This window comes from Pseudomonas sp. MWU16-30316 (assembly GCF_020515645.1).
GTDB classification, from domain to species: Bacteria; Pseudomonadota; Gammaproteobacteria; order Pseudomonadales; family Pseudomonadaceae; genus Aquipseudomonas; species Aquipseudomonas cerasi.
In genome coordinates this window covers 319,656-341,892 of record NZ_JAIZAZ010000003.1, presented here as the reverse complement: position 1 = coordinate 341,892, position 22,237 = coordinate 319,656, and the positions used below count along the sequence as shown (strand labels likewise).

Annotated in this window: 22 protein-coding genes; 13 read left to right on the top strand and 9 right to left on the bottom strand. The window is 58.0% G+C overall.

The features are described 5' to 3' along the window. Window positions 1–77 precede the first annotated feature (77 nt). Window positions 78–2,054, top strand: a complete 1,977-nt coding sequence (locus tag LCH65_RS12645) for a DNA topoisomerase III (RefSeq protein WP_054081830.1) — start codon at window positions 78–80, stop codon at window positions 2,052–2,054. 63 nt (window positions 2,055–2,117) lie between these two features. Next, window positions 2,118–2,519, top strand: a complete 402-nt coding sequence (locus LCH65_RS12640) for a RidA family protein (protein ID WP_099266427.1) — start codon at window positions 2,118–2,120, stop codon at window positions 2,517–2,519. Between the two features lie 6 nt (window positions 2,520–2,525). Here LCH65_RS12640 and LCH65_RS12635 read toward each other — a convergent pair whose 3' ends face one another. After that, window positions 2,526–2,837: a DUF6482 family protein gene (locus LCH65_RS12635; protein ID WP_032609388.1), complete on the bottom strand. Its 312-nt coding sequence runs from the start codon at window positions 2,835–2,837 to the stop codon at window positions 2,526–2,528. 205 nt (window positions 2,838–3,042) lie between these two features. Here LCH65_RS12635 and LCH65_RS12630 point away from each other — a divergent pair, with 205 nt between their 5' ends. Next, window positions 3,043–3,414 carry a PH domain-containing protein gene (locus LCH65_RS12630; RefSeq protein ID WP_003367147.1) on the top strand — a complete coding sequence of 124 codons (372 nt, stop codon included), beginning with the start codon at window positions 3,043–3,045 and terminating at the stop codon, window positions 3,412–3,414. A 45-nt stretch (window positions 3,415–3,459) separates the two neighbouring features. Here the strand turns inward: LCH65_RS12630 and LCH65_RS12625 are convergent, their stop codons facing one another. Continuing rightward, window positions 3,460–5,256 carry a methyl-accepting chemotaxis protein gene (locus tag LCH65_RS12625; RefSeq protein WP_003432933.1) on the bottom strand — a complete coding sequence of 599 codons (1,797 nt, stop codon included), beginning with the start codon at window positions 5,254–5,256 and terminating at the stop codon, window positions 3,460–3,462. Between the two features lie 162 nt (window positions 5,257–5,418). After that, window positions 5,419–7,032 carry a HAMP domain-containing methyl-accepting chemotaxis protein gene (locus tag LCH65_RS12620; RefSeq protein WP_058416758.1) on the bottom strand — a complete coding sequence of 538 codons (1,614 nt, stop codon included), beginning with the start codon at window positions 7,030–7,032 and terminating at the stop codon, window positions 5,419–5,421. A gap of 208 nt (window positions 7,033–7,240) precedes the next feature. Here LCH65_RS12620 and LCH65_RS12615 point away from each other — a divergent pair, with 208 nt between their 5' ends. Beyond that, entirely contained in the window at window positions 7,241–8,185 is a 945-nt protein-coding gene (locus LCH65_RS12615; RefSeq protein WP_003432935.1) for a DNA/RNA non-specific endonuclease, read from the top strand. Window positions 8,186–8,309: 124 nt separating this feature from the next. Here LCH65_RS12615 and LCH65_RS12610 read toward each other — a convergent pair whose 3' ends face one another. From LCH65_RS12610 to LCH65_RS12590, 5 genes are all read right to left on the bottom strand, one after another. Continuing rightward, window positions 8,310–9,146 (bottom strand): DUF1206 domain-containing protein, encoded by an 837-nt coding sequence (locus LCH65_RS12610; RefSeq protein ID WP_096106952.1) that lies wholly within the window; start codon window positions 9,144–9,146, stop codon window positions 8,310–8,312. 108 nt (window positions 9,147–9,254) lie between these two features. Further along, window positions 9,255–10,346, bottom strand: coding sequence for an SMP-30/gluconolactonase/LRE family protein (locus tag LCH65_RS12605; RefSeq protein WP_003367125.1), 1,092 nt, complete (start codon window positions 10,344–10,346; stop codon window positions 9,255–9,257). Window positions 10,347–10,461: 115 nt separating this feature from the next. Further along, window positions 10,462–10,773, bottom strand: coding sequence for a hypothetical protein (locus tag LCH65_RS12600; RefSeq protein ID WP_096106950.1), 312 nt, complete (start codon window positions 10,771–10,773; stop codon window positions 10,462–10,464). Next, complete coding sequence (locus LCH65_RS12595) at window positions 10,770–11,300, bottom strand: DUF2778 domain-containing protein (protein ID WP_080266443.1); 531 nt, start codon at window positions 11,298–11,300, stop codon at window positions 10,770–10,772. The genes LCH65_RS12600 and LCH65_RS12595 overlap by 4 nt, the downstream gene beginning before the upstream one ends. A 22-nt stretch (window positions 11,301–11,322) precedes the next feature. Continuing rightward, a complete protein-coding gene (locus LCH65_RS12590; RefSeq protein ID WP_003432945.1) occupies window positions 11,323–11,823 on the bottom strand; it encodes a type VI secretion system tube protein Hcp in 501 nt (166 codons plus the stop codon). Between the two features lie 502 nt (window positions 11,824–12,325). Between LCH65_RS12590 and LCH65_RS12585 the strand changes: the two genes are divergently transcribed. The 3 genes from LCH65_RS12585 (at window position 12,326) to LCH65_RS12575 (ending at window position 14,241) form a co-directional block, all read left to right on the top strand. Further along, on the top strand, window positions 12,326–12,697 hold the full coding sequence (locus LCH65_RS12585) for a hypothetical protein (protein WP_096106949.1): 372 nt from the start codon (window positions 12,326–12,328) through the stop codon (window positions 12,695–12,697). A 2-nt stretch (window positions 12,698–12,699) separates the two neighbouring features. After that, window positions 12,700–12,882 carry a DUF1289 domain-containing protein gene (locus tag LCH65_RS12580; RefSeq protein ID WP_003315517.1) on the top strand — a complete coding sequence of 61 codons (183 nt, stop codon included), beginning with the start codon at window positions 12,700–12,702 and terminating at the stop codon, window positions 12,880–12,882. A gap of 105 nt (window positions 12,883–12,987) precedes the next feature. Beyond that, window positions 12,988–14,241 carry an MFS transporter gene (locus LCH65_RS12575; RefSeq protein WP_003432948.1) on the top strand — a complete coding sequence of 418 codons (1,254 nt, stop codon included), beginning with the start codon at window positions 12,988–12,990 and terminating at the stop codon, window positions 14,239–14,241. Between the two features lie 6 nt (window positions 14,242–14,247). On the opposite strand, the gene LCH65_RS12570 is transcribed toward LCH65_RS12575, so the two are convergent. Continuing rightward, window positions 14,248–14,997, bottom strand: coding sequence for a carbon-nitrogen hydrolase family protein (locus tag LCH65_RS12570; protein WP_122266688.1), 750 nt, complete (start codon window positions 14,995–14,997; stop codon window positions 14,248–14,250). 239 nt (window positions 14,998–15,236) lie between these two features. Between LCH65_RS12570 and LCH65_RS12565 the strand changes: the two genes are divergently transcribed. The 6 genes from LCH65_RS12565 (at window position 15,237) to LCH65_RS12540 (ending at window position 22,230) form a co-directional block, all read left to right on the top strand. Further along, a complete protein-coding gene (locus LCH65_RS12565; protein WP_226439515.1) occupies window positions 15,237–17,348 on the top strand; it encodes a TonB-dependent siderophore receptor in 2,112 nt (703 codons plus the stop codon). A 53-nt stretch (window positions 17,349–17,401) separates the two neighbouring features. Continuing rightward, on the top strand, window positions 17,402–18,130 hold the full coding sequence (locus LCH65_RS12560; protein ID WP_003367111.1) for a DUF4198 domain-containing protein: 729 nt from the start codon (window positions 17,402–17,404) through the stop codon (window positions 18,128–18,130). A gap of 361 nt (window positions 18,131–18,491) precedes the next feature. Next, the gene (locus tag LCH65_RS12555) at window positions 18,492–18,947 is read left to right on the top strand and encodes a hypothetical protein (RefSeq protein WP_024663487.1); all 456 of its coding nucleotides are present in this window, start codon (window positions 18,492–18,494) and stop codon (window positions 18,945–18,947) included. Between the two features lie 294 nt (window positions 18,948–19,241). Further along, window positions 19,242–20,108, top strand: a complete 867-nt coding sequence (gene purU / locus LCH65_RS12550; protein ID WP_003346974.1) for a formyltetrahydrofolate deformylase — start codon at window positions 19,242–19,244, stop codon at window positions 20,106–20,108. Further along, window positions 20,105–21,007: a bifunctional methylenetetrahydrofolate dehydrogenase/methenyltetrahydrofolate cyclohydrolase FolD gene (gene folD, locus LCH65_RS12545; RefSeq protein WP_058396788.1), complete on the top strand. Its 903-nt coding sequence runs from the start codon at window positions 20,105–20,107 to the stop codon at window positions 21,005–21,007. Before purU ends, folD begins: the two co-directional genes overlap by 4 nt. Continuing rightward, complete coding sequence (locus LCH65_RS12540) at window positions 20,989–22,230, top strand: FAD-dependent oxidoreductase (RefSeq protein WP_054081840.1); 1,242 nt, start codon at window positions 20,989–20,991, stop codon at window positions 22,228–22,230. The genes folD and LCH65_RS12540 overlap by 19 nt, the downstream gene beginning before the upstream one ends. Window positions 22,231–22,237 lie beyond the last annotated feature (7 nt).

The window sequence follows — 22,237 nt, the reverse complement described above, 5'->3', positions numbered from 1 at the left end:
ATACAGATAAACCTTGCCCGCTACGCATTCAACGTTCATCCTTGCAGCCCTTGCACCGGTAATCGACGACGGTAGTCATGCGGCTGTTTCTCTGCGAAAAACCTTCCCAGGCCAAAGACATTGCGGCTGCGCTCGGCGCAACCCGGCGTGGCGACGGCTGCTGGGTGGGTGCCAATGCGACGGTCACCTGGTGCATCGGCCACCTGCTGGAAACCGCCCCGCCCGACGCCTACGATGCACGTTACAAACGCTGGGTACTGGAAGACCTGCCCATCGTGCCGGAAAAATGGAAAATGCTGGTCAAGCCCAGAACCGCCAGCCAGTTCAAGGCAGTCAAGCGGCTGCTGGGTGAAGCCCGGGAACTGGTAATAGCCACCGACGCCGACCGTGAGGGCGAAATGATCGCCCGCGAACTGATCGAGCACTGTCGCTATCGCGGGCCGATTCAGCGTTTGTGGCTGTCGGCACTGGATGACGCCTCGATCCGCAAGGCGCTGGCGGCGCTCAAGCCCGGTGCCGATACGTTCAGCCTGTATCACTCGGCGCTGGGTCGATCACGCGCCGACTGGCTGATCGGCATGAACATGAGTCGCCTGTTTACACTGCTGGGTCGACAATCCGGTTATCAGGGCGTGTTGCCAGTAGGTCGGGTACAAACCCCGACCCTGCGACTGGTGGTAGACCGTGATCGCAGCATCGCCAACTTCGTCCCGGCGCCCTACTGGGCTATCGACGTCAGGCTGCTGCATGACAATCAGGCGTTCATCGCCCAGTGGCGCGCACCATCGGATGCCTGCGACGACCAGGACCGTTGCCTGAACCAGGCGCTTGCGCAACAGGCTGCGCACGACATGCGCGGCGCGGCCAGCGCACGACTGGTCAAGCTGCGCACCGAGCGCATTCGCGAAGCGGCGCCTTTGCCGTTCGACCTGGGCACCCTGCAGGAAATCTGTTCGAAGAAGCTCGGGCTCGGCGCGCAGGAAACCCTCGACATCGCCCAGTCCCTGTATGAAACCCACAAGGTCATCACCTATCCGCGCAGCGATTGCGGGTACCTGCCGAACAGTCAGCATGGTGAGGCCGCAGGCATTATCGCGGCGCTGTGCAAGGCCGACCCTGCGCTGGCAGGCCTGTCGCCGCATCTCGACCCACAACGTCGATCACGGGCCTGGAATGACAGCAAAGTGACAGCCCACCACGGCATCATTCCCACCGCGGCGGTGCGCGGCGTAGAACGTCTGACCGGCAAACCGCGAGCGGTGTATACCCTGATCAGGGCGCGTTACCTCGCGCAGTTTCTGCCCAACCACGAATTCGATCGCACCCAGGCTGACTTCGACTGTGCAGGCCACGCGCTGCGTGCGGTGGGCAAGCAGATTGTCGAGCCAGGCTGGAAGCGTGCGATGCCCGAAGCGCTGGCCCCGGCCAAGGGTCGCGAAGCGCCTGCCCCGCAGCCGTTGCCGGCATTATTTCAGGGCTGCGAGTGTGCGGTCGCCGAGGTCATCCTCAAGGACCTCTGGACCCAGCCGCCCAAGCCGTTCACCGAGGGAGACCTGATCAAGGCAATGAAGAACGTCGCCAGACTGGTGGAAGACCCGCTGCTCAAACAGAAGCTCAAGGACACCACCGGCATTGGCACCGAAGCCACCCGCGCCGGGATCATTCAAGGCCTGCTGGACCGTGGCTACCTGACCAAGCAAGGCAAGTCGCTGTGCGCAGCACCGGCAGCCTTCAGCCTGATCGACGCCGTGCCCCGTGCCATCGCCGATCCGGGCACCACCGCCATCTGGGAACAGGCGCTGGACATGGTCCAGAGCGGCGAAATGAGCCTTGAAGAGTTCGTCGCCAAACAGGCGGCGTGGATGAGCAAACAGGTCAGCCGTTGCGTCGGCATGCGTATGAGTATCAGCGGACCAGCCAGCCCGGCAGGCGTTAAACCGCCCTGGAAGAAAAAGCGCAAGACCACTAAACGCGCCGCCAAGACCTCCACCGCCACGACGGATACTGCGGCGAAAAAGCCGCGGCGCGCTGCCAGACCGGCCGCCAAGGCGTAGGCCGGAACAGCGATAACCAGATCAGCCATTGCACATTCAAGCGTTACGAACAGGTGTTACAACATGTCAGACCGAGAGCTCATCATTCCGTCCACCATGCAGTCGATCATGGACCGTGCAGGCTATGCACCTGCGGTCAGGGTTGGGAATACCCTGTACTGCGCGGGCCAGGTGGGGCGTACGCGGGATATGGAAGTCATCCTCAACCCGGAGGCGCAATTCATCGCCTGCTGGGAGAATCTGCGCACGGTGCTCGCCGAGGGCGGTTGCACCTTCGAGGATATAGTCGACATGACGACTTACCATGTCGCCATGAGCGAACACATGGCGGTCTTTCGTGAAGTAAAAAACCGCATATTCCCGCGTGGCCAGTGCGCCTGGACCTGCATCGGCGTTGCCGAACTGGCGCACCCCGGGTTGCTGCTCGAAATCAAGTGCGTTGCGATCAGGCGCAACAACGCCTGATCGACATCACAGACTTGAGCGCAGGGGTATCTCGTGCCGCGAAGTTTGTGCCTGAACATCGTCCAGACCGACCATTTCGTCATGCGCCACGGCCTGGGTCATGAACAGTTTTACGTCAGAGACCGAAGACAGCACCTTGCGCGCCTCTTCCACCGAAGCAACGTGCAGGGTTTTTCCGCTCGAATCTTCCACTGGCACAGACTTGCCCTCGAGCTTTGCGTGCAGCACGTAGGAACCGCCTTCCATGGAGATCAGATCGAGTTCACGAACCGTTTGATCCTTTACATGTTTGGTCAGGTCTTGAATGTTCAAAGTCACACCTCCGGTGGCGTTCTGGAAATCAGCGCCGCTTGAAAATGGAGCTTTTATTGGCGCAAACGTTCAGTCGTTTGGGGGACGGCCAGCCTGAATATCCATGTCGCAAATACATGAGACAGGTTGAGCGATGTTATTCTGCGGCGGCTTCGGACACCCGGCTGCGCACGTCGCGTACCCCCCCGAACAGATATTCAAGGATAGACAGATGATCGACTTCAACAACAAGGGCTTCTTCAAACTCAAACAGAATGACGAATACGCGGACCGGGTCAAGGACCTGCTGCTCGACGGCGAAGAGGTTATCGATGCCTACAAGTCCATGCGTGATGGCGTAGTGTTCACGAGCAAACGCATCATTGCGGTCAACGTCCAGGGGCTGACAGGCAGCAAGAAGGACTTCACCTCCTTGCCGTACAAGAACATCGTGGCGTGGTCGGTCGAGACGTCGGGTACGTTCGACCTGGACTCTGAACTGGAAATCTACTTCTCGGCGGTAGGCAAGGTAAAATTCGAATTCACCGGCAAGACCTCAATCGTTCAGATATCCAGGTACATCTCCCAACACCTTCTGGGCTGAAAAACGCCATCAGCCTGCGCATGGCGCAGGCCCTGGCATCTTAGGTCACTTGCCCAACAGCAGCGCTGCGTCGAAGCCCATCCGCAAGTTGCCCCAGTGGCGCCCCTCGAAAAAGAACGGCACATCGATTTCGGTCATGATCTCTCCGGTATCGCGCAAATAAGTCTGCAACAGAAAACGCTGCTTGTTGCCTGCGGCGCGCAGACCAATCGGGTCGGAGAACATGCGTTTGTTGCGGCACACCGGCAGATCGACTTCGCGGTTGCCGGTAGGCTTTTGCGATACCCAACTGTTGTTGACCGGGCAATAGCCTTTGCTGTCGACGATGAAGGTGACCTTGCCGCCGCGTGTGCCCTTGGTCAGCTTGTCGCATTCTTCCTGGCAGACTTGCGCAAAACGCTCGGTGTAACCGGTGGTGTATTGTTTGGGGTCTGTGCCCGGAATCAGCTTGTAACTCTGATCGAACAGATTGACGCCCTGTTTGTGCAGCTCGGCCAGGCGTACTTGCAGAATGTCACGGCACTGACTGGCGCGAGTGATCGCCGCATCCAGTTCGCCATGCCCAAGCACGAAACGCCCCAGCAGCGCCTGCACTTGCTCAGCCACACTGGACAGATCCCGAGTAGCCGTTGCGGAGTGCTGCATGCGCTGATCGATGGCCTGGCTATCGGAATAGATCCGCGTTACCCGTTCATTGATCCCCGTGTTGGTAGAGGCGAACTGCTGAATGTGTGCAGCGATGTCGGCGAGCTTGTCGTTGGTCGACTCGAAATCGCCGATCATGCTCTCGAAATGGCCGGATGCGCGCTCCACCACCAGTTGGGTTTCACGGGCGCTGTGGCTGATCTGGATGGTCTGTTCGTGTGTGGAACTGACTTCCTGAAGCATCGCGTCGATGTTGCGCGAGATGTCGTCAGTGGCTTTGCTGACGTTTTGCGCCAGCGTGCGCACCTCGTCGGCCACCACCGCAAAACCTCGACCACTCTCCCCCGCCCGCGCCGCTTCGATGGCCGCATTGAGCGCCAGCAGGTTGGTTTGCGAGGAAATCTGCTGAATCAGCCCGACAATCGACTTGATGCTTGATGAACGCTCATTCAGGCCGGAGACCAGCCCACCGAACTCGTTGAGACTGGTGGATATCTGGCTGATATTGCCGGTCACCTCAAGCAGTTCGGCGTAAGAGTCGCGTGCCATGCTCAGATTCTGCGCAGTGGTGCTGGAAATACCCTGGGTCTGCTGCGAAACATCCTCGATGCTGCCCACTGCCATATTGCTCTGGTCCATCACTTCTCTGGCGAAGCGTGCCTGATCGGTCGCGCTGTCGCTGGAGTCACTGATGTTCTTCAGCGAACGCGCCGACTCGACGGCGATCTGCACAGTCAGCCCCTGAATGCTACTGATGATCTCGCGCTGTTTGGCCAGAAAGAGATTGCAGGTACTGGCCAGCCCGCGAATTTCATCATGGGTGAGCAGCGGCAGATCCCTTGATAGATCACCTTCGCCACTGGCGACCTCTTCGAGCGCGCGAGTCATGGACATCACCGGACGCACGATCAGGTGGCGGAAATACCACACCATGAAGCTGACCATGACCAGCGTGAACAGGGTGCTCAGCAGAATTGCGTTGCTCAGCAGATCGAGCTGACTCTGGATCACGCCCAGCGCGGCAGGGTCCGTTTGCGTGCCGCGCAATTGCAGCATGATGTCGGAACGAATGTTCAGCGCCACCCAATACAGCAAGGCGCTGACCAGGACCAGCAGGAAAAGGCTTGATAGCTTCTTGGTCAGCGTGTTGAAAAACTGCTTTTCAACTGACTCGTACAAAGCCTTTAACGTCTGCATTTTCCTGCTCCTGGGTACAAGGATGATTCTCGTGCGATGGTTAACGTCTGTCGCGACCAAAGCTTTAATGCGTTCGCCTTCAGCGGAGGCGGAAAAACTTCGACCACACAGCTCGCGGCGCTTTTCGCGCCGCAGAGTACTGCAGAGCTGGGCAATTTGATATCACAGTTGAAAGCGATCAACCGATTGTGAAAGCTGCCCGGCCATCAACGACAGTTCATCAGTGGTACTGGCTGTCTGGCCGATGACACGGCTATTGCCCTCGGACATGCTGGCAATCATTTCTACCTGATGGGCGATTTCGTTGCTGGCCAGGCTCTGCTCGCCAATGGTACGGGTGATGTCATTGACCAACTGCGTGGTGCTCAATGTAGCATCCAGGATATCGCTGATCGCACGCTCCACTTCAGCGGTGACCGCCATGCCCTTGTCGACCTGGGCCACGCCGGCTTCCATGCTGGTAACCGCCTCGCGGGTGCTCTGCTGAATGCGCGCAACCATGGTGGTTATTTCCTGAGTGGAAGCACTGGTGCGCCCTGCCAGGCTGCGCACCTCGTCGGCCACCACGGCAAAACCACGGCCCTGCTCGCCAGCGCGGGCGGCTTCGATGGCCGCGTTGAGCGCCAACAGGTTGGTCTGGTCGGCAATGCCCTTGATGACCTGAATAATATTGAAGATGCCTTCCGAATCCTTGTCCAGCGTGCGGATCACCTGAGCCGACTGCTGTGCCGAACGGGCAATGCTGTCCATGTCACTGACCACCTGATGGATCACCTTACCGCCGTTCTTGGCCAGGGATTCTGCCTGACTGGCCATATCCAGCGCCTGCCCCGCATGTCGGGTGATTTCTTCAATGCTTGCGGTCATCTCGCTGGTCGCCGCCGACATGGTGCCAGCTGCTGAACTCTGTTGCCGGCTGCTGTCGGCCACCTCATGGCAACCACTGCTGAGCTGACGGCTCATGCCACTGACGTCATTGGCATTGCTGCGCACCACTTCGATCATGCTGCGCAGGTCACGCTGCATGATCGCCAGGCTGCGAATCAGCATGCTGGCTTCGTCACGGCCACTTGACTCGGCGATGGGTTCGCGCAGGTTGCCATGGGCAATACTGTCGGCAATACGGCTGGCGGACGCGAGCGGGATCATGATGCTGCGCGTCACCCAATGCCCCTGCACCAGCAGCAGCAAAATACTGATCGAAAGCACGACTAACAAGGTGACATTGGCACTAAGAGTGGTCTGACGGGTGCGTTCGCCGCTGGCTTTGGCGTTGTCCTCGATCAGGTCACTCAAGCTCGACATCTGCCCCTCCAACTGCGTGAAGGCACTGGAAAAAGTACCCAGCTCTTGCTGCGCGCGGTCCGGGCTGTCGATGGCCAGCCCGACAATTCGCTCGCCTGCGCTGATATAAGCGTCGAGGCTTGGCTTTATCCTGCTCAGCTCTGCCTTGATGGCATCAGTGAGCGGCAATTGCAGGTTATCGCCCACGACCTTGCGAAACAGCGCGGCATGCTCTTTGAGGGATGCCTGCACTTCGTCGCGCGTACTGTTGCTCTTGCCCAGGCCGAACAGCATCGCTGACAGCACATCGGCGCGCAGCGCATCGTGCATCATGTCGGCTTCGAGGTGATTGCCCAGTGCAGCCATGCTGACTTCACTGTCGAGCATCGCCGCCTCCATGCGCGTATTACCCAGGTAGTTGACCAGGCTGATGATCATGACGGTCAGCACACTGGTGCCTATCAGCAAGAACAGACGTAGTTTTATCGACATCCTGTAGCCCCTCCGGTCAATGAAATAACGCGAGCTGCGGATTGCTCTTATTCAAGAGCTTATCGACGCACGTTGCCAGATACTTAAGCTTATTTAACGGATATTGCCGAATCCGCAGACGATCACGTTGAACGTCAGGCCTGACGCCGCTCTGTAACGCGTCTATGGTGAACTGAGGACATTCAATCCACACACAGGAGCCAGCACCGTGCCTGACAAGAAGTTCGCCATCGATCTCGCCTACCGGCCCCGCCTTGCCGACCTCAAACCGCTGACGTCGACTACCACGCTGCTGGAACCTCAGGCGTTGGCCGCACCACGCACTACACCGGCAAGCGACTTGAAAAAACGCACCGGCTACGCCGAGAACTTCCTTGGTGATTTCATCGTGCCCTGGCCGACCACCGACGAAGAACTTGCGCCTGATGTCTACCCGTTAAAGAACACCGGTAATCGCCTCGATTACACGCACTTTTCCATCACCATGTCGCGCAGTCGGCGTCTGGCGCTGTATGTCGGCGTCAACATTGATGGTGCCAACAGCGTAGAGGTCAAACGCAGCAAGGATTCCTGGGCATTTGACGGTCGCCTGCCCGCCGAGGCGCAGATTGGCGAAAGTGTGTACGCCGACAACCTGCTGGATCGCGGCCATCTGGTTCGGCGTCAGGACCCTAACTGGGGCAAGGAAGCCGAAGTTGCCAACAGCGATACCTTCCACTTCACCAACTGCTCGCCGCAGATGGGTGCGTTCAATCAGAAGACCTGGCTGGAGCTGGAGGACTACATTCTCGACAACACACGACGCTGGAAGTCACGGGTAACGGTGTTTACCGGCCCCGTGCTGCGCGACGACGACCGCAGCTACCGCAATGTCAAAATCCCTTCGGCATTCTGGAAAGTCGTGGCGTTTCTCGGCGATGACGGCAAGCCTTCGGCCAGCGCCTATATGATCGACCAGACCCGCGAGCTGGGTAAGCTGGACATCATGTTCGGCCCGCTCAAAACCTGGCAACGCAGCGTGGCGCAGATCGAGCAACTCACCGGTATCCGTTTTGGCGATCTGTCCAGCTACGACGGCTTCTCCAACGAAGAGCGCCTGACCGGCACACGCATCGAAGCCCAGATCCGCGGACCACAGGATATTCGGGTCTGACTTGCCGGTAAGCGTATCAACACATCGAGGCTGACAATTACACGCAAATCCACCTGACTGCGTGCCAATGCTGTGCATTGACACGCAGCGGTTGGTTTTCCGCGTCCCTGACGGGGTGGTAGAGTCAGCGGAAATGACGCGCCACGGCTTCCGGCGCATCAGGCACATCCATATTGATCCGGCGCCAGGCCGCCTGCGCGAAGCTGTACACCGAAAACGCAATCAGCCCGAGCGCCACAATCAGCAATACCAAGCAACCTGCGGGCAAATCCTGCAAACCGTTGAGCGCGTCCTTCATGCCCGGCGGGTGCATGGCCTGATAACTGGAACCGCTTACCGCCAGTAACACGGCAATTTCGATGAATGCCACGCCCCGGGCGATCAAGCCGAAGCGCGATACCGGACGCACGTACTTCATGACGTCCTCGTCGGCCTCGAAATACTTCTCGAAGGAAGCCTTGTAGCCCTTGATGATGTGCACAATGCCCAACCCCAGGGGCACCAGGGCGACCACGTAAACCAGCAGATTGGAGTGATCCCAGGACAGAATGGCTGCCAGCAGGTCCTTGGCCTGACCACCGTCCGATGAGCCACCGGAGCTCTTCAGCCCACTGACCAGCAGGCCAAGGGCGAAGAACGCCAGTGCGCCGTACGTAAAGCCGCCCACCAACAGACCACCGCGAATCACCAGCCCTTTGAATTCGCGGCCATGATGATCAACGTCCCGGGTAGCCTGCAAGACACGCCATGCCGCAAACGCCAGCAGGCCGACGATCACTACCCCGACCAGAACACCGCCGAATGGCTGGCTCAACAGCGCTTCAAGACTGCTGTGGCTGTCGGCAGGCTGCGAGGAGCCTTGCGCCGCCAGTGCCGCGAACAGACCGATAATCAGATAAACAACACCACGGGCGGCATAACCGCCTCGTGCAAGTAGAACAAGGCCGCGTTGCGCCGACATAATTAACTATCCCTGAAAGTGATTACAGGAACAGACCGGGCATAGCCCGAGGGGTTCGACCCGATTGACGACGCGTCATGCCATGCGCCGTCATCGGGTCACACGCCGTCAGGCAAACGTGGCACCGCGCGCGTTGACGAACACCGAATAAAGCGAATGGCTGCTGGCCATGAACAACCGATTACCCTCTCGCCCGCCGAAGCAGATGTTGGCGCAGCGTTCGGGCAGGCTGATGTGGCCGATGGCCTTGCCTTGAGGGTTGAACACGCGCACGCCGTCGAGTTTCTCCATGTCCGCCTTGGGGTCACCATTGCCGCCCCAGCCGCACCACAGATTGCCGCTTTCGTCGCACTTGATGCCGTCGATGGCCGCGTAGTCCAGACCTTCGATGTGCTTGCGCCGTTCGCCCAGCGTGCCATCTTCCTTGACCGCTATAGCCCAGATAAGGCCATTGGGTTTGGCCCGCCCTTCGACCACATACAAGGTTTTCTCGTCCGGCGAAAAGCACAGACCATTCGGACCGGCCAGATCATCGATAACCCTGGAGACCTTGCCGTTCGAGGGGTCTATGCGATAGACGCCGAAGGGTTGCTCCTGCTTGACCTTTTGACCTTCATAATTGCTTTCGGCCTGAAAGGTAGGGTCGGTGAACCAGATAGAACCATCACGTTTGCAGGCGATGTCGTTGGGCGAATTGAAAGGTTTGCCCTCGAAGCTGTCGGCCAGCACGGTGATACGCCCGTTGTACTCGGTACGCGTCACCCGCCGCCCTTCGGTGGTGGTGCTCGACCCCTCACAAACCAGCAACCGGCCCTGACGGTCGCGGCACATGCCATTGGAAAAGTTCGAGTGCTCGCGGTACACCGACAGCTCACCCGTTACCTCGTCCCAGCGCATGATGCGATTGTTGGCGATATCGCTGACCAGCAAGTAGCGACCGTCTCCGATCCACACCGGCCCTTCGGCCCAGCGCATGCCGCTGGCCAGCTTCTCGACGCTGGCATTGAATATTCGGATGTCAGTAAAGCTGTCATCCAGCACACGGACCAACGGGTCGGGATAGCGTTGGGTCAGCGGCTGAGCGCTGGAAAGACGCGGCAATGCGCCGATGGCGGCAACGGTTGCTGAAACGGCCAGCGATTTTTTCAGAAAGCTCCGACGGCTTGGCTCCAGAGCGGGGCTTGAGGTTGAGAAATCCATCATGCGTCTCCTTGTTATTTTTGGAATGGCGCCGGCCTTGCGGCCGAACGTCATCCTACAAGATAACGCTGCATGGCTTGAATGATGGCCGTGTGAGATCAGGCAGCACTGCGTATTATCTGCCAGCTCTCTTATTAGCTGCTGACTGCCGTTCTGCTCTGAACGTATGAAGCCTTTTAGCTGCAGCGCATACAAGAAACGCCGATGGAACCAGCATTACGAATACCATTAAGGCAAGAATCAGGAACTCTCCATCCTCGCCACCGATTATGCCTAGCGCACTCACTGCTGAAGCATACATATCGAGGCCTGTTTCAGTTCCAAGAAGCCAGCCAATAAAGCCTAAAGCGACAACCCACTTAGTGAGCAGCGTAGCCAGTAGCAAAACCAAAATACCCATTACGATGAGTTTTATTATCTTCTTCATTTGGAATTCTTATCGCCAGCATCGACCACATCTATTATCCCATAGTACTTGAGATTCGTTCCGTCAATAACCGCCCCCCTCTGGCTGCGAAGATACTTCTTAAGCTCATCGAAACCAATCTGAGAGTTAAGAGTAACGCAGCCTTCGCTTACACCACGCGGCCCGACGGGGTGGAGCCTAAACGCGCCACGCCGTATATTATCAACAGTTGTCTGATCATCAACTTCCCCGTCATCTCTGTAGAGACCAAACCACTCTCCTCTGTCTGTGCCAGCCAAAAAGTCTTGTAACGGCTCTCTAACCCAACCGAACCTGCCCCCACTTTGCCGATCAACAATAAAATATCGCCCAGTTGGAATTGCACCTTTCCCCTGAACAGACTGATATTGAGGATTGTTAACAAATGGAGCCCCCATACCCGAGAACGCTTCATCGCTAGCTTGGCCACAACGTAAGGTGCTCACGGATTCACTATTTAATGAAAAGCTGCAATATGCAACATTAGGATTATTGGTATTTTCCGACATGCAACACCCTTCTTTGGCAAAACTAGGCGTAGACTCTACTTTTTATACCATCCCAACCACCCGCTACTTGTCCGCCGCCTTGACCATCGGATCGCTTCTGCTGGGTATAGAGCATTTTTATGCGCCCATAATTAAGACGCACTGTTTCAGTTGGAAAACCACTTTCAATCGAGCCATTACCATTCAGAGATACCGAAGAAATTATTACCTCTTCAAGCTTTATCTCTAGATATTTTATTTTTTCCGTACCTGCACGATTTACAGCGATAGTGACCTCTTTGAAATGCTTACCACTGCAGCAAGCCTCATGGAGCTTGGGGGTAGATTTATCAACAGCTTTACGGAAAAAGAAATCGCTCATACTGGCTCGCCCGCTGCTTGCCCCGCCAGCGCTTGTTGTCGTCGCCGACGCTGACTGGCTTGCACCAACATCAAAATCCGAAAGCTCTATCCAATCTTTAAATACAGCGTCAAGAGATTCGCCAGGAATACCTTCGATCTGCATATAAGTATCAAACGCCATAGCACCACTCCCTGTATACATTTAACAAAAGACTTATAGTAACTGATTTTTTAGACTGAAAACTTTTTTCCTATAACTCACCCAAGAGAATTCAAGAGAAATTCTCGCAGAGCTTGCAACTCAACACTGAATCATTAACAGCGCCATTAGCATATCAAGTGTTGACACCTACAAATAATGCGCCAAACACACCTTTATGAAAAACCATCACTGAATACTCCTTAGCCGATATTAAAACGTCGCCAGCTCGACAAGCAATAAGTCAAGGCACACAAGGATGCCCGAACGGCACATGTTAACGCTATCGTCTTTATCTGAAGACCATGAAGGATAAGTCATACTGAAACATTTAAAAATAAACAAGACCTTATAATTATGTGCTTAACCTGATTTGCAGGCCAACTCGAAGCACAGCTTTCACGTTCTTGATTGCCTCAAACTGTAAGCAAAACCAGCAATCAGGTATCGTGACCATCTTTCTCTCTACACTCCAAGGTCCCCCATGCCATCCAGCAAACGCGAACAGGCCCAGACAGATCGGCGTCTGGTGAGCGCACTAACGCACGCCTGCGAGACCGCCAAGGCCGAAATGCCCGGTTTTTGCTGGCTGACTCATGAAGTCGATTACGCGGCGTTCCCGGCCAGCCTGCAGGTGGTATGGGTGTTTGACACGCTGGCTGACAAGAACGCTGCACTGGAGCGCGGGTTGGGCGAGCGGATGATCGGTCTTACGGTAGGGGCACTTGACGATGCACAGGTCAGCCTGTCGAATCCAGCGGCTCATGTGCATGTCGACTGCGAAGAGCAGTGCCTGCGCGAGAACGCGGGCGACTGGCAGCAGCGCATCAAACGCAAATACGCCAGACGAGGTTGAGCATGGCCAAGGACATCGAAAACCCGTGCATTTCCGTATGCCAGCTCAGCGGTGATCTGTGTGTGAGCTGCGGGCGTACCAAGGACGATATCCGCAAGTGGAAGCGCATGAAGCGGCCAGAAAAAATGGCTGCCGTGCAACGCGCGACCCAGCGACTGAAAAGCCTGCAGAAAAAGAGCATTTGAAGCCTAAATTTCATCTTCGGTGCGGAAACTTCTTTAAAACGGCCCGGGTCAGTATTACCCGTGACTCGGTTGCCTGGAGTCGGACGAATTACAGGAACTTCACTCTTGGTCAGTCATGCAGATCGCCGCAACACCCTTTCACTGGACAGCCTGAATTTCTTCCTTGCCGATGTGCGCGATGGCCTGGGCCCGTATCTGGCGATCTACCTGCTGGCGGTGCATAAATGGGACCCGGCCAGCATCGGTGTGGTGATGACCATCGCCGGCATTGCCGGGCTGCTGACCCAGACACCTGCCGGGGCGCTGATCGACCGTACGCCCTACAAGCGCGCCATGATTGGTGTGGCGGCCTTGTTGGTGACGCTGAGTTGCGTGATTCTGCCGTTTACCTCGTCCTTTTCCATTGTCGCCCTGACCCAGGCGTTGAGCAGCATTGCGGCCTCGGTATTTGCACCGGCCATCGCGGCCATTTCGCTGGGCATCACCGGGCCAAAAGCGTTTACCCGCCGTACCGGACGCAACGAAACGTTCAACCACGCTGGTAACGCCTGCGCAGCCCTTCTGGCTGGCGGCTTCGCCTATCTATTCGGCCCTATTGCGGTGTTTTACCTGATGGCCGCGATGGCGCTGGCGAGTATTGTCGCGGTCAGCTTCGTTTCCGCAGACGCCATCGATCACGACGTGGCTCGGGGCTTCGACGCCAGTCACGATGTCAGTGGTCATCAGCCGTCGGGGCTTTCTGCACTGTTGAGCAACAAGCCGCTGCTGATGTTTGGTATCTGCTGCGCCCTGTTTCATCTGGCCAACGCAGCGATGCTGCCGCTGGTGAGTCAGAAGCTGTCACAGATCAACATGCAAATGGCGACACCGCTCACTTCAGCGTGCATCGTCGCCGCGCAACTGGTGATGGTGCCAGCCGCGCTGCTGGTAGGCATGAAAGCGGATGTCTGGGGGCGCAAGCCGCTGCTGCTGGCCGGTTTTCTGTTCTTGCCGATTCGCGGTGTGCTTTACACCCTCTCCGATGATCCCTATTGGCTGGTAGCGGTGCAGATGCTCGACGGCATCGGTGCGGGCCTGTTCGGTGCCCTGTTCCCATTGATGGTCAAGGACCTCACTCAAGGCAGCGGGCGTTTCAACGTGAGTCTGGGTGCGCTGTCCACGCTGTTCGGGCTGGGTGCAGCGCTGAGCAATAGCCTGGCGGGTTTTGTCGTGCATGCGGCAGGTTACAGCGCGGCATTTCTGACCCTTGCCGGTGTGGCAGCGGTAGCGTTCTGCCTGTTGTGGCTGGCCGTGCCAGAGACCCTTTCGCGCTCGCATAACGAACCCGGGCTCAAGCCAGACACTGCCGTGGGCGCGTGAAACGTCTTACTCCAGCGTAACCGCCCTGACCTGCCAGCCCTCGCGCTGGCGGGTCGCGACTACCAGACCACCTCCTTCACCTTCCATCCCGCCGACCCAACGCCCTTCCTCGTCCCACAGACCACTGCGCCCCGCCGACTGCCAGCCGCCAGTCGGCCCTCCATGATTGGCCATCAACACCGGCAGTGAGTGGCGGCGGGCATGCCCCGAAAGCAGTCCGGCGTCGTATTCATAGCCTCCCGGCGAGATCAGCACACTGGCTGCGTACACCCAGGCTCCCCCTTGCGCCAGGCGGCGCGCATGCTCGGCGTGGGCAAAGTCTGCACACACGCACAGACCGATCCGCTGCTGACCAAGTGGCAGATAGCAGTCCGCATTGCCTGCGCTAAACACCGCGTCTTCACCGGGATGCAGGTATTGCTTGGCATAGGCGATGACATCGCCCGCAGCGGTGAAGGTAATTGCGCCAATCAGGACGCTATCGTCCGGCCCCTTGAGCGGCACGCCAAGGGTGGTCGTCAATCGCAACTTCACCGCCAGTGCCGCGAGCGGCGCCAGACGCACATCGTCGGCAAGCAGGGCGAGTTCGCGAGCCAGATCCGGTTCGTAGCCTGTGAGTGACAACTCTGGAAACAGCAGGTAAGTGGCGCCCTGTTCAGCTGCCCGTTGCATGAACGCCAGGTGCCCGGAGAGGTTGTGCTCGATAGCTCCCCGTGCAGAGCAGAATTGGGCAGCGGCGAGTATTGGAAACGTCATTGGCTCTCCAGAGCACACAGGAATCACAGGCGAGAGGTTCGCCGACCTCAATAGCCGGGTTGACGCATATTACATTTTCAAGGCCCAGCGAAGTTGTACGACGTAGTCCCCCACCTGAGCGCTGAGTTGCAAGGATCGCCCCCCCTACTGATCAGCCCGATGTTACATGCCCAGCAACAAACAACAATAACTCTCAACGGAGATGTTATATTGTATCTATTATCATCAGGAAGTCTCACATGTCGTCTCGTAGAATCGCGTCTCTGGCAGGCTTGGCAATCGGCGTTTTGGGCAATACGGGTTACGCGGAGGAAAGCCCGCAGACCATAGAACTGGAAAGCGTCAACGTCACGTCCGACTATCAGTACGAGACGGCGACCAGCCCGGTCCAGGGCTATCGCGCTACCCGCTCGGCCACGGCCACCAAAACCGATACCGCCATCGCGGATATCCCGCAGTCGATCAGCGTGGTGCCTGCCTCGGTGCTCAAGGACCTTGGCAGCAACAGCGTCGAGCGTGCGCTGGATTTCGCCGGCGGCGTGTCGAAGCAGAACAACTTCGGCGGTCTGACGCTTTACGAGTACAGCATCAGGGGCTTTACCACTTCCGAATTTTACAAGGACGGCTTCAGCGCCAACCGCGGCTACCCTGCCACGCCGGATGCCGCAAATATCGAGCGTATCGAAGTGCTGAAAGGCCCCGCCGCCAGCCTGTACGGGCGTGGCGATCCGGGCGGCACGGTCAATATCGTCACCAAGAAACCCCAGCGTGAAGCCTTTACCACCTTGCAGACCAGCGCAGGCAGTTGGGATCGCTATCGCACCGCGCTGGACGTCAACACCCCGCTGGATGAAGAAGGCAATCTGCTCTCGCGGGTCAATCTGGCCGTCGAAGACAACAACAGCTTTCGTGACCATGTAGAAAGCAAACGGGTGTTTGTCGCCCCGTCCTTCAGTTGGCAACTGAACCCAGACACCCGTCTGCTGGTGGAAACCGAATTCGTGCGCCACACATCGACTTTCGACCGGGGCGTGGTCGCCCCCAACAACACCTGGAGCGGCGTGTCTCGCTCGACCTTCCTCGGTGAGCCGGACGATGACATCGATAACGACAACAACATGGTCCAGTTCGCGTTGGACCACCAGCTCAACGATATCTGGTCACTGCGTCTGGCCAGCCATTACAAACAGGGCGAGATGTCGGGTTTTGCCAGCGAGGCGCGCCCGTTGAATGCCGACGGGCACACGGTCAATCGGCGTTATCGGGAGCGCGACAACAACTGGCATGACAGCATCACTCAGTTGGAATTACGCGGTCGTTTCGATGGTATGGGAGTCGAGCACGAAGTGCTGATCGGCACCGAGTACGAGAACTATCGCAAGAACGAGCGCGTCACGACCATCGCCGGCAGCCCCTACGCCATCGACATCTACAACCCGGTCTACGGCCAACCGAAACCCGCCGGCGCACGCTCCGGTACTGATTTTTACGAGCATGTCGAAAGCCGCGCGCTGAACCTGCAGGACCAGATTGTCTTTACCGACAAGCTGCGCGGCATGATCGGGGCACGCTACGAGCACTTCGATCAGCAGGTCGATGACTTCACCACCAACGCCACCTCCGGGCAGCGCCAGGACGCTTTCACTCACCGCGCCGGGTTGCTTTATCAACTCACACCGCAAGTCGGTCTGTTCGCCAACGCGTCCACCTCGTTCAAGCCCAACAATGGCCTGGATGCCGCCGGCAAAACCTTCGACCCGGAAGAAGGCGTCGGCTATGAAGTCGGGATCAAGAGCGAACTGTTCGACGATCGCCTGAGCACGACCCTCGCCGCCTTTCATATCGAAAAAGAAAACGTTCTCGCGCTGGATCCGGGCACCGACACCAATCGTGCGGTGGGCAAGGCTCGCAGCCAGGGCTTGGATCTGCAATTGACCGGGCAGGTCAGTGAGGCCATTCGGGTCATCGGTGCCTTCGCCTACATTGACGCCGAAGTGACCAAGGGCGACCAGACCATCCCCTCCGGCAGTCGGATCCTCGGTGTCGCCAAACACAGCGGCAGCCTGCTGGGCGTCTATGAGTTCCAGGAAGGCGCGTTGCGCGGCTCGGACGTGGGCGCGGCGTATACCTACGTCGGCGACCGCTCGGGGCAGTCGGGCGCTGACTTCGAGTTGCCGGCCTACCAGACCGTAGACCTGCTGGCGCATTACAAAGCCAGCGAGAACGTCACGGTGGGTCTGAACCTGAACAACATTTTCGATGAAAAATACTACGAGCGCTCCTACAGCAACTACTGGGTCGCGCCTGGCGAACCGCGCAACGTTACGGTGAGCCTGACCCTCAGCCTCTGACGCCCATGACAACCCGACTCAATACACCCCGCTCCCAACAACAAGGACGCATCATGCTTTCAAACAAACCTTTCCTGGCCCTGGGCCTGCTCGGCGCTTTGTTCGCCAGCCACGTCAATGCGCACGGTCTGTGGACCGAACAGCGTCGCGGCAATATCGAAGTGGTCTACGGTCATGGCGCCGAAGACAACGCTTTCAAGGCGCAGAAAGTCAGCGGCGCGTGGGCCTACGACCTGCAGGGCAAAATGATCCCGGTGACGGTACAACGCCTTGAAGACCACGCGCGTCTGGTGCCGCTCAAGCCGCCTGCGGTCATGAGCGTTGCGCTGGATAACGGCATGTGGACGCGCGACGCCGAGAAGCGATGGGTCAATGAAGGTCGCAGCAAAGTACCCAATGGCACCGACTCCATCCACACCTTCAAATACAGCGTGGCCATTTACGCCGAAGGCGCGCACCTGCCAGCGTTCAACAAGTTGAATTTCGTGATCGTGCCGCAGACCGACCCTTTGAAAGTCGGCGCAGGCAAACCACTGCCGGTGCGCGTACTGATCGACGGCAAACCCGCCGCCGGCATCAAACTGATCGGCGATTACCGCAGTGCACCGGATGTCGTCAGCGCCGAAACCGATGCACAAGGTCTGGCCAGCGTCATCGTGCGTAACGAGGGGCTGAATATCATCGCCGCCGAAGTCACGCTGCCGGTCAAGGACAACGCCGACATCGCTGAACGCGGCTTGTTTACCTCGCTGACGTTTGTTGGTGAAGCGCATCACGACTGATGACGCGCAGTAGCAAATAACTTCTACTCAGCCACGCAAGGTATCTTCGGCCGACGTTGCCGGAGAACCTTGCTGATCGCACTTTGCGCGTGCTTGCTCGATTGCCTGCCTGTTAATGCTTGCCCATGCGGACAGCATTTCCAGCTGCGGCGTCAATGAGTGGCCGAGTTCGGTCAAGTCACAGCAAACATCGTCGAAGCCTTGGTCAGGCAGTCAGGTTCAACCCAAGAGCCTGACCATGGAATGCGTGCGCGAATATACAATTTTGTACAAAATAGATACATCAATCTAAAGGCCCGCTGTTGCGGGCCGATAGGCGTACTAAACAAGACTCCACAAATCCTCCGGGACCGGAACCTCAATGAAAATCGCACCTTTCGACACCCCTCCGATCATGAATATTCAAGTCGTGAGCTCAACGCCAGCTTCGGTGACAGAAAGCTCCGCAGTATCCAGTGTTACACCTGCCGCTGTTAAGGTTCAGATCTCGAAGGAAGGTCAGGAAAAACTCGAAAGTGAAAGGAACGCGGACATCGATCGGTCCGGCCTGCCTGAGGACGTCAAGGAAGTCTTGAAAAACATCCGCAAGCTTCAGGATAAGATCGCTGAAAAGAACCAGGAATTGATGGAACTGCTGAACGACAAGACCCTGTCGGAAGATGAGAAGAAACGGCAGAGAGAGCTTTTGACGTCCACCATCAGGAGCATGCAATCAGCGTTGTCCCAAGCCATGAGCGCGCTGAATAACGCGATGTCGTCCAATAATATGGACTCCGATAGCCGTAGCCAGGCCAAGGGCCTGATCGGGATGAAATAGGCGTCACGCATTGACCGGGCCGTGAATATTTCCAGCGGGCGCAACGCTCCGCCGGAATAGCAGCTTGCCACTACAGTGAAATCCGGCGACCCCGCCCCCCACAAGAAACCTGCAATATTCCCTTTAGTAAATAAAGTTTCCAGAAACCTCTGGACGCTGGATTTCCTTTCGCCTATAAAACAGCCTTCAAGAATATTAAATTCCTGTAGAGAATTTTATTCATCGACGAAAAACCTCTGCACCTGACCTTTTTCGCCCTGCGCCAAACTGCCGCTACCCTTCAGAGGACACGCCATGCAACACGAGAAGAACCATTTCATCCTGAAGATCAGCTGCCCGGCGACCTCCGGGATTGTCGCGGCGGTGACTTCCTACCTGGCTGGCAACAGCTGCTACATCGGTGAAATGGCCCAGTTCGACGATGAGTACAGCGGCACTTTTTTCATGCGTGCAGTGTTTCGCTTCAACGATGGTCATGAGGGCGACATCCAGCAGTTGAAAGCCGGCTTCGACGCCGTTGCCAACGACTTTGCCATGCAGTGGGAGCTACACGACACGCGCCGGCCGATGCGTGTGCTGCTGATGGTCAGCAAGTTCGATCACTGCCTGACCGACCTGCTGTACCGCTACCACAAGGGCGAAATGGACATGACCATCACGGCCATCGTGTCCAATCATCTTGACCTGCGACCGATGGCCGAACGTGAGGGGATTCGCTTCATCTACCTGCCCGTGACCCGAGAAACCAAGGCCGCGCAGGAAGCCGCACTGATGAAGGTGGTCGATGAAACCGGCACCGAGCTAGTAGTACTGGCGCGCTACATGCAGATTCTCTCCGACGACCTGTGCCAGCAACTGGCTGGCCGGGCGATCAATATCCATCACTCGTTTCTGCCGGGTTTCAAAGGCGCCAAGCCCTACCATCAGGCTTACGAGCGCGGTGTGAAGCTGATCGGTGCCACCGCGCACTACGTCACCAGTGACCTGGACGAAGGTCCGATCATCGAGCAGGAAGTGCAGCGCGTCGATCACGTCTACCTGCCTGCCGACCTGGTCGCGGCGGGACGCAATAACGAAACCATCGCGCTGTCGCGGGCCGTCAAATATCACCTGGAGCACCGCGTGTTTCTCAACACGGATCGAACGGTGGTGTTCCGATGAGCGCACACATCATCGACGGCAAGGCCGCCGCCGCTCGCGTTCTGCAACAGGTCAGACACGATGTGAACACCTTGAAGGTCGAAGGCATCGAACCGGCACTGGCGGTCATTCTGGTCGGTAATGACGCGGCCAGTGAGGTTTACGTACGCAACAAGATCCTGCGTGCCGAGGAAGCCGGCATTCGCTCGCTGGAACACCGCCTGCCGGCCGACAGCAGCCAGGCCCGCTTACTGGCGCTGATTGCCGAATTGAATGCCGACAACACGGTACACGGCATTCTCCTGCAACTGCCCTTACCCGCTCACATAGAAGAAAACCGCGTCCTGCAGGCTATCGATCCGGGCAAGGACGTAGACGGCTTTCACAGTGAAAACGTCGGTGGTCTGAGCCAGGGGCGCAACGTATTGACGCCCTGCACCCCCAGCGGCTGCCTGCACTTGCTCGAAGAAACCTGCGGCGATCTGAGCGGCAAGCATGCGGTGGTAATCGGTCGTTCCAACATCGTCGGCAAACCCATGGCCGCCCTGCTGCTGCAAGCGCACTGCTCGGTGACGGTGGTGCATTCGCGCAGTAATGATGCCAGGGCCTTGTGTCAGTTGGCCGACATCGTCGTGGCAGCGGTTGGCCGCCCGCGCCTGATAGATGCCAGCTGGCTCAAGCGCGGCGCGGTGGTGATCGATGTCGGTATCAACCGCATCGACGACCACGGCCGTAGCCGCCTGGTGGGCGATGTGGACTTCGACAGCGCCATCGAAGTCGCCTCTGCGATCACGCCCGTTCCCGGCGGGGTCGGACCGATGACCATCGCTTTTCTGATGAAAAACACCGTGACTGCTGCCCGGCAGCAGGCCCACGCGCAACGCAGCCAATCGGAGGCCGTATGCCTTTCAACCTGTTGAAATACGGGCTCAGTTCGGAGTACCCGGTCGAGGTAGATCTGCCTGCGCCGAAGGAACTGAAGTCCTCCTACGACGTGGTGATCATCGGCGGCGGCGGGCATGGCCTGGCCACCGCCTACTACCTGTCGAAATACCATGGCATCACCAATATCGCCGTGCTGGAAAAAGGTTACCTGGGCGGCGGCAACACGGCGCGCAACACGGCGGTGATCCGCTCCAATTACCTGACCAGCGAAGGTGTGAAGTTCTATGCCGAGTCGGTGAAGATGTTTCAGGGCCTGTCCAACGAGTTCGACTTCAACATTATGTACTCCGAGCGCGGCCAACTGACCCTCGCGCATACCGATGCCACGGTCCGTTCGTTCCGCCAGCGCGCCGAGGTCAACAAGCATTTCGGCGGCCGCACCGAGATGATCGACCGCCAGCAGATCCGCGAACTGGTGCCGAGCCTCAATCTGGACCCCGGTCATCTGCCGGTGCTCGCCGGCCTGTGGCACATCGACGGCGGCACCGCCCGGCATGACGCGGTTGCCTGGGGCTACGCCAAGCAGGCGGCCAAGCGCGGTGTGGAGATTCATCAACTGACCGAAGTGCAGGAACTGGTGATCGAGAACGGCACCATCACTGCGGTGAAGACCAATCGCGGCACCATCCAGTGCGGCTGCGCCGTACAGGCGGTGGCGGGCATGAGTTCGCAGATGATGAAGAAGGCCGGGATTCGCTCGCCGATCCAGACCTTCCCGCTGCAGGCGATGGTCACTCAACCTTTCAAACCCTTTCTCGATCCGCTGGTGAGTTCGTCCGCCCTGCACTGCTATGTGCAGCAGACCAGCCGTGGCGAAGTGGTGTTTGGCGGCGGTTCTGATCCGTACCCGTTGTTCAACAGCCGCTCGACGCTGGACCTCAAGGAAAGCCTGCTGGCCCACGCCATCGAGATGTTTCCGTTTCTGGCCAACGCCAAACTGATGCGCCAATGGGCCGGGATCACCGACATGACCCCGGACTACAGCCCGATCATGGGCCTTTCCCCCGTCAGGAACTACTACCTCGATGCGGGCTGGGGCACGTGGGGCTTCAAGGCCACGCCGATCTGCGGCAAGACCATGGCAGAACTGGTTGCCAGCGGCGGCAAGGTGCCCGAGTTGATCAGGCCATTCGCGCTCGAACGCTTCTCAACCTTCCAGCAAGTCAACGAAATGGGCGCAACAGCGGCCAGCCACTGACGGAGAG

What these genes read in the sequence shown, in the direction of transcription:
- LCH65_RS12645 (WP_054081830.1), top strand. Translation starts at nt 78, where the DNA reads ATGCGGCTGTTTCTCTGCGAAAAACCTTCCCAGGCCAAAGACATTGCG.
- LCH65_RS12640 (WP_099266427.1), top strand. Translation starts at nt 2,118, where the DNA reads ATGTCAGACCGAGAGCTCATCATTCCGTCCACCATGCAGTCGATCATG.
- LCH65_RS12630 (WP_003367147.1), top strand. Translation starts at nt 3,043, where the DNA reads ATGATCGACTTCAACAACAAGGGCTTCTTCAAACTCAAACAGAATGAC.
- LCH65_RS12625 (WP_003432933.1), bottom strand. Translation starts at nt 5,256, where the DNA reads ATGCAGACGTTAAAGGCTTTGTACGAGTCAGTTGAAAAGCAGTTTTTC.
- LCH65_RS12620 (WP_058416758.1), bottom strand. Translation starts at nt 7,032, where the DNA reads ATGTCGATAAAACTACGTCTGTTCTTGCTGATAGGCACCAGTGTGCTG.
- LCH65_RS12610 (WP_096106952.1), bottom strand. Translation starts at nt 9,146, where the DNA reads ATGTCGGCGCAACGCGGCCTTGTTCTACTTGCACGAGGCGGTTATGCC.
- LCH65_RS12605 (WP_003367125.1), bottom strand. Translation starts at nt 10,346, where the DNA reads ATGGATTTCTCAACCTCAAGCCCCGCTCTGGAGCCAAGCCGTCGGAGC.
- LCH65_RS12600 (WP_096106950.1), bottom strand. Translation starts at nt 10,773, where the DNA reads ATGAAGAAGATAATAAAACTCATCGTAATGGGTATTTTGGTTTTGCTA.
- LCH65_RS12595 (WP_080266443.1), bottom strand. Translation starts at nt 11,300, where the DNA reads ATGTCGGAAAATACCAATAATCCTAATGTTGCATATTGCAGCTTTTCA.
- LCH65_RS12590 (WP_003432945.1), bottom strand. Translation starts at nt 11,823, where the DNA reads ATGGCGTTTGATACTTATATGCAGATCGAAGGTATTCCTGGCGAATCT.
- LCH65_RS12585 (WP_096106949.1), top strand. Translation starts at nt 12,326, where the DNA reads ATGCCATCCAGCAAACGCGAACAGGCCCAGACAGATCGGCGTCTGGTG.
- LCH65_RS12580 (WP_003315517.1), top strand. Translation starts at nt 12,700, where the DNA reads ATGGCCAAGGACATCGAAAACCCGTGCATTTCCGTATGCCAGCTCAGC.
- LCH65_RS12570 (WP_122266688.1), bottom strand. Translation starts at nt 14,997, where the DNA reads ATGACGTTTCCAATACTCGCCGCTGCCCAATTCTGCTCTGCACGGGGA.
- LCH65_RS12565 (WP_226439515.1), top strand. Translation starts at nt 15,237, where the DNA reads ATGTCGTCTCGTAGAATCGCGTCTCTGGCAGGCTTGGCAATCGGCGTT.
- LCH65_RS12560 (WP_003367111.1), top strand. Translation starts at nt 17,402, where the DNA reads ATGCTTTCAAACAAACCTTTCCTGGCCCTGGGCCTGCTCGGCGCTTTG.
- LCH65_RS12555 (WP_024663487.1), top strand. Translation starts at nt 18,492, where the DNA reads ATGAAAATCGCACCTTTCGACACCCCTCCGATCATGAATATTCAAGTC.
- purU (WP_003346974.1), top strand. Translation starts at nt 19,242, where the DNA reads ATGCAACACGAGAAGAACCATTTCATCCTGAAGATCAGCTGCCCGGCG.
- folD (WP_058396788.1), top strand. Translation starts at nt 20,105, where the DNA reads ATGAGCGCACACATCATCGACGGCAAGGCCGCCGCCGCTCGCGTTCTG.
- LCH65_RS12540 (WP_054081840.1), top strand. Translation starts at nt 20,989, where the DNA reads ATGCCTTTCAACCTGTTGAAATACGGGCTCAGTTCGGAGTACCCGGTC.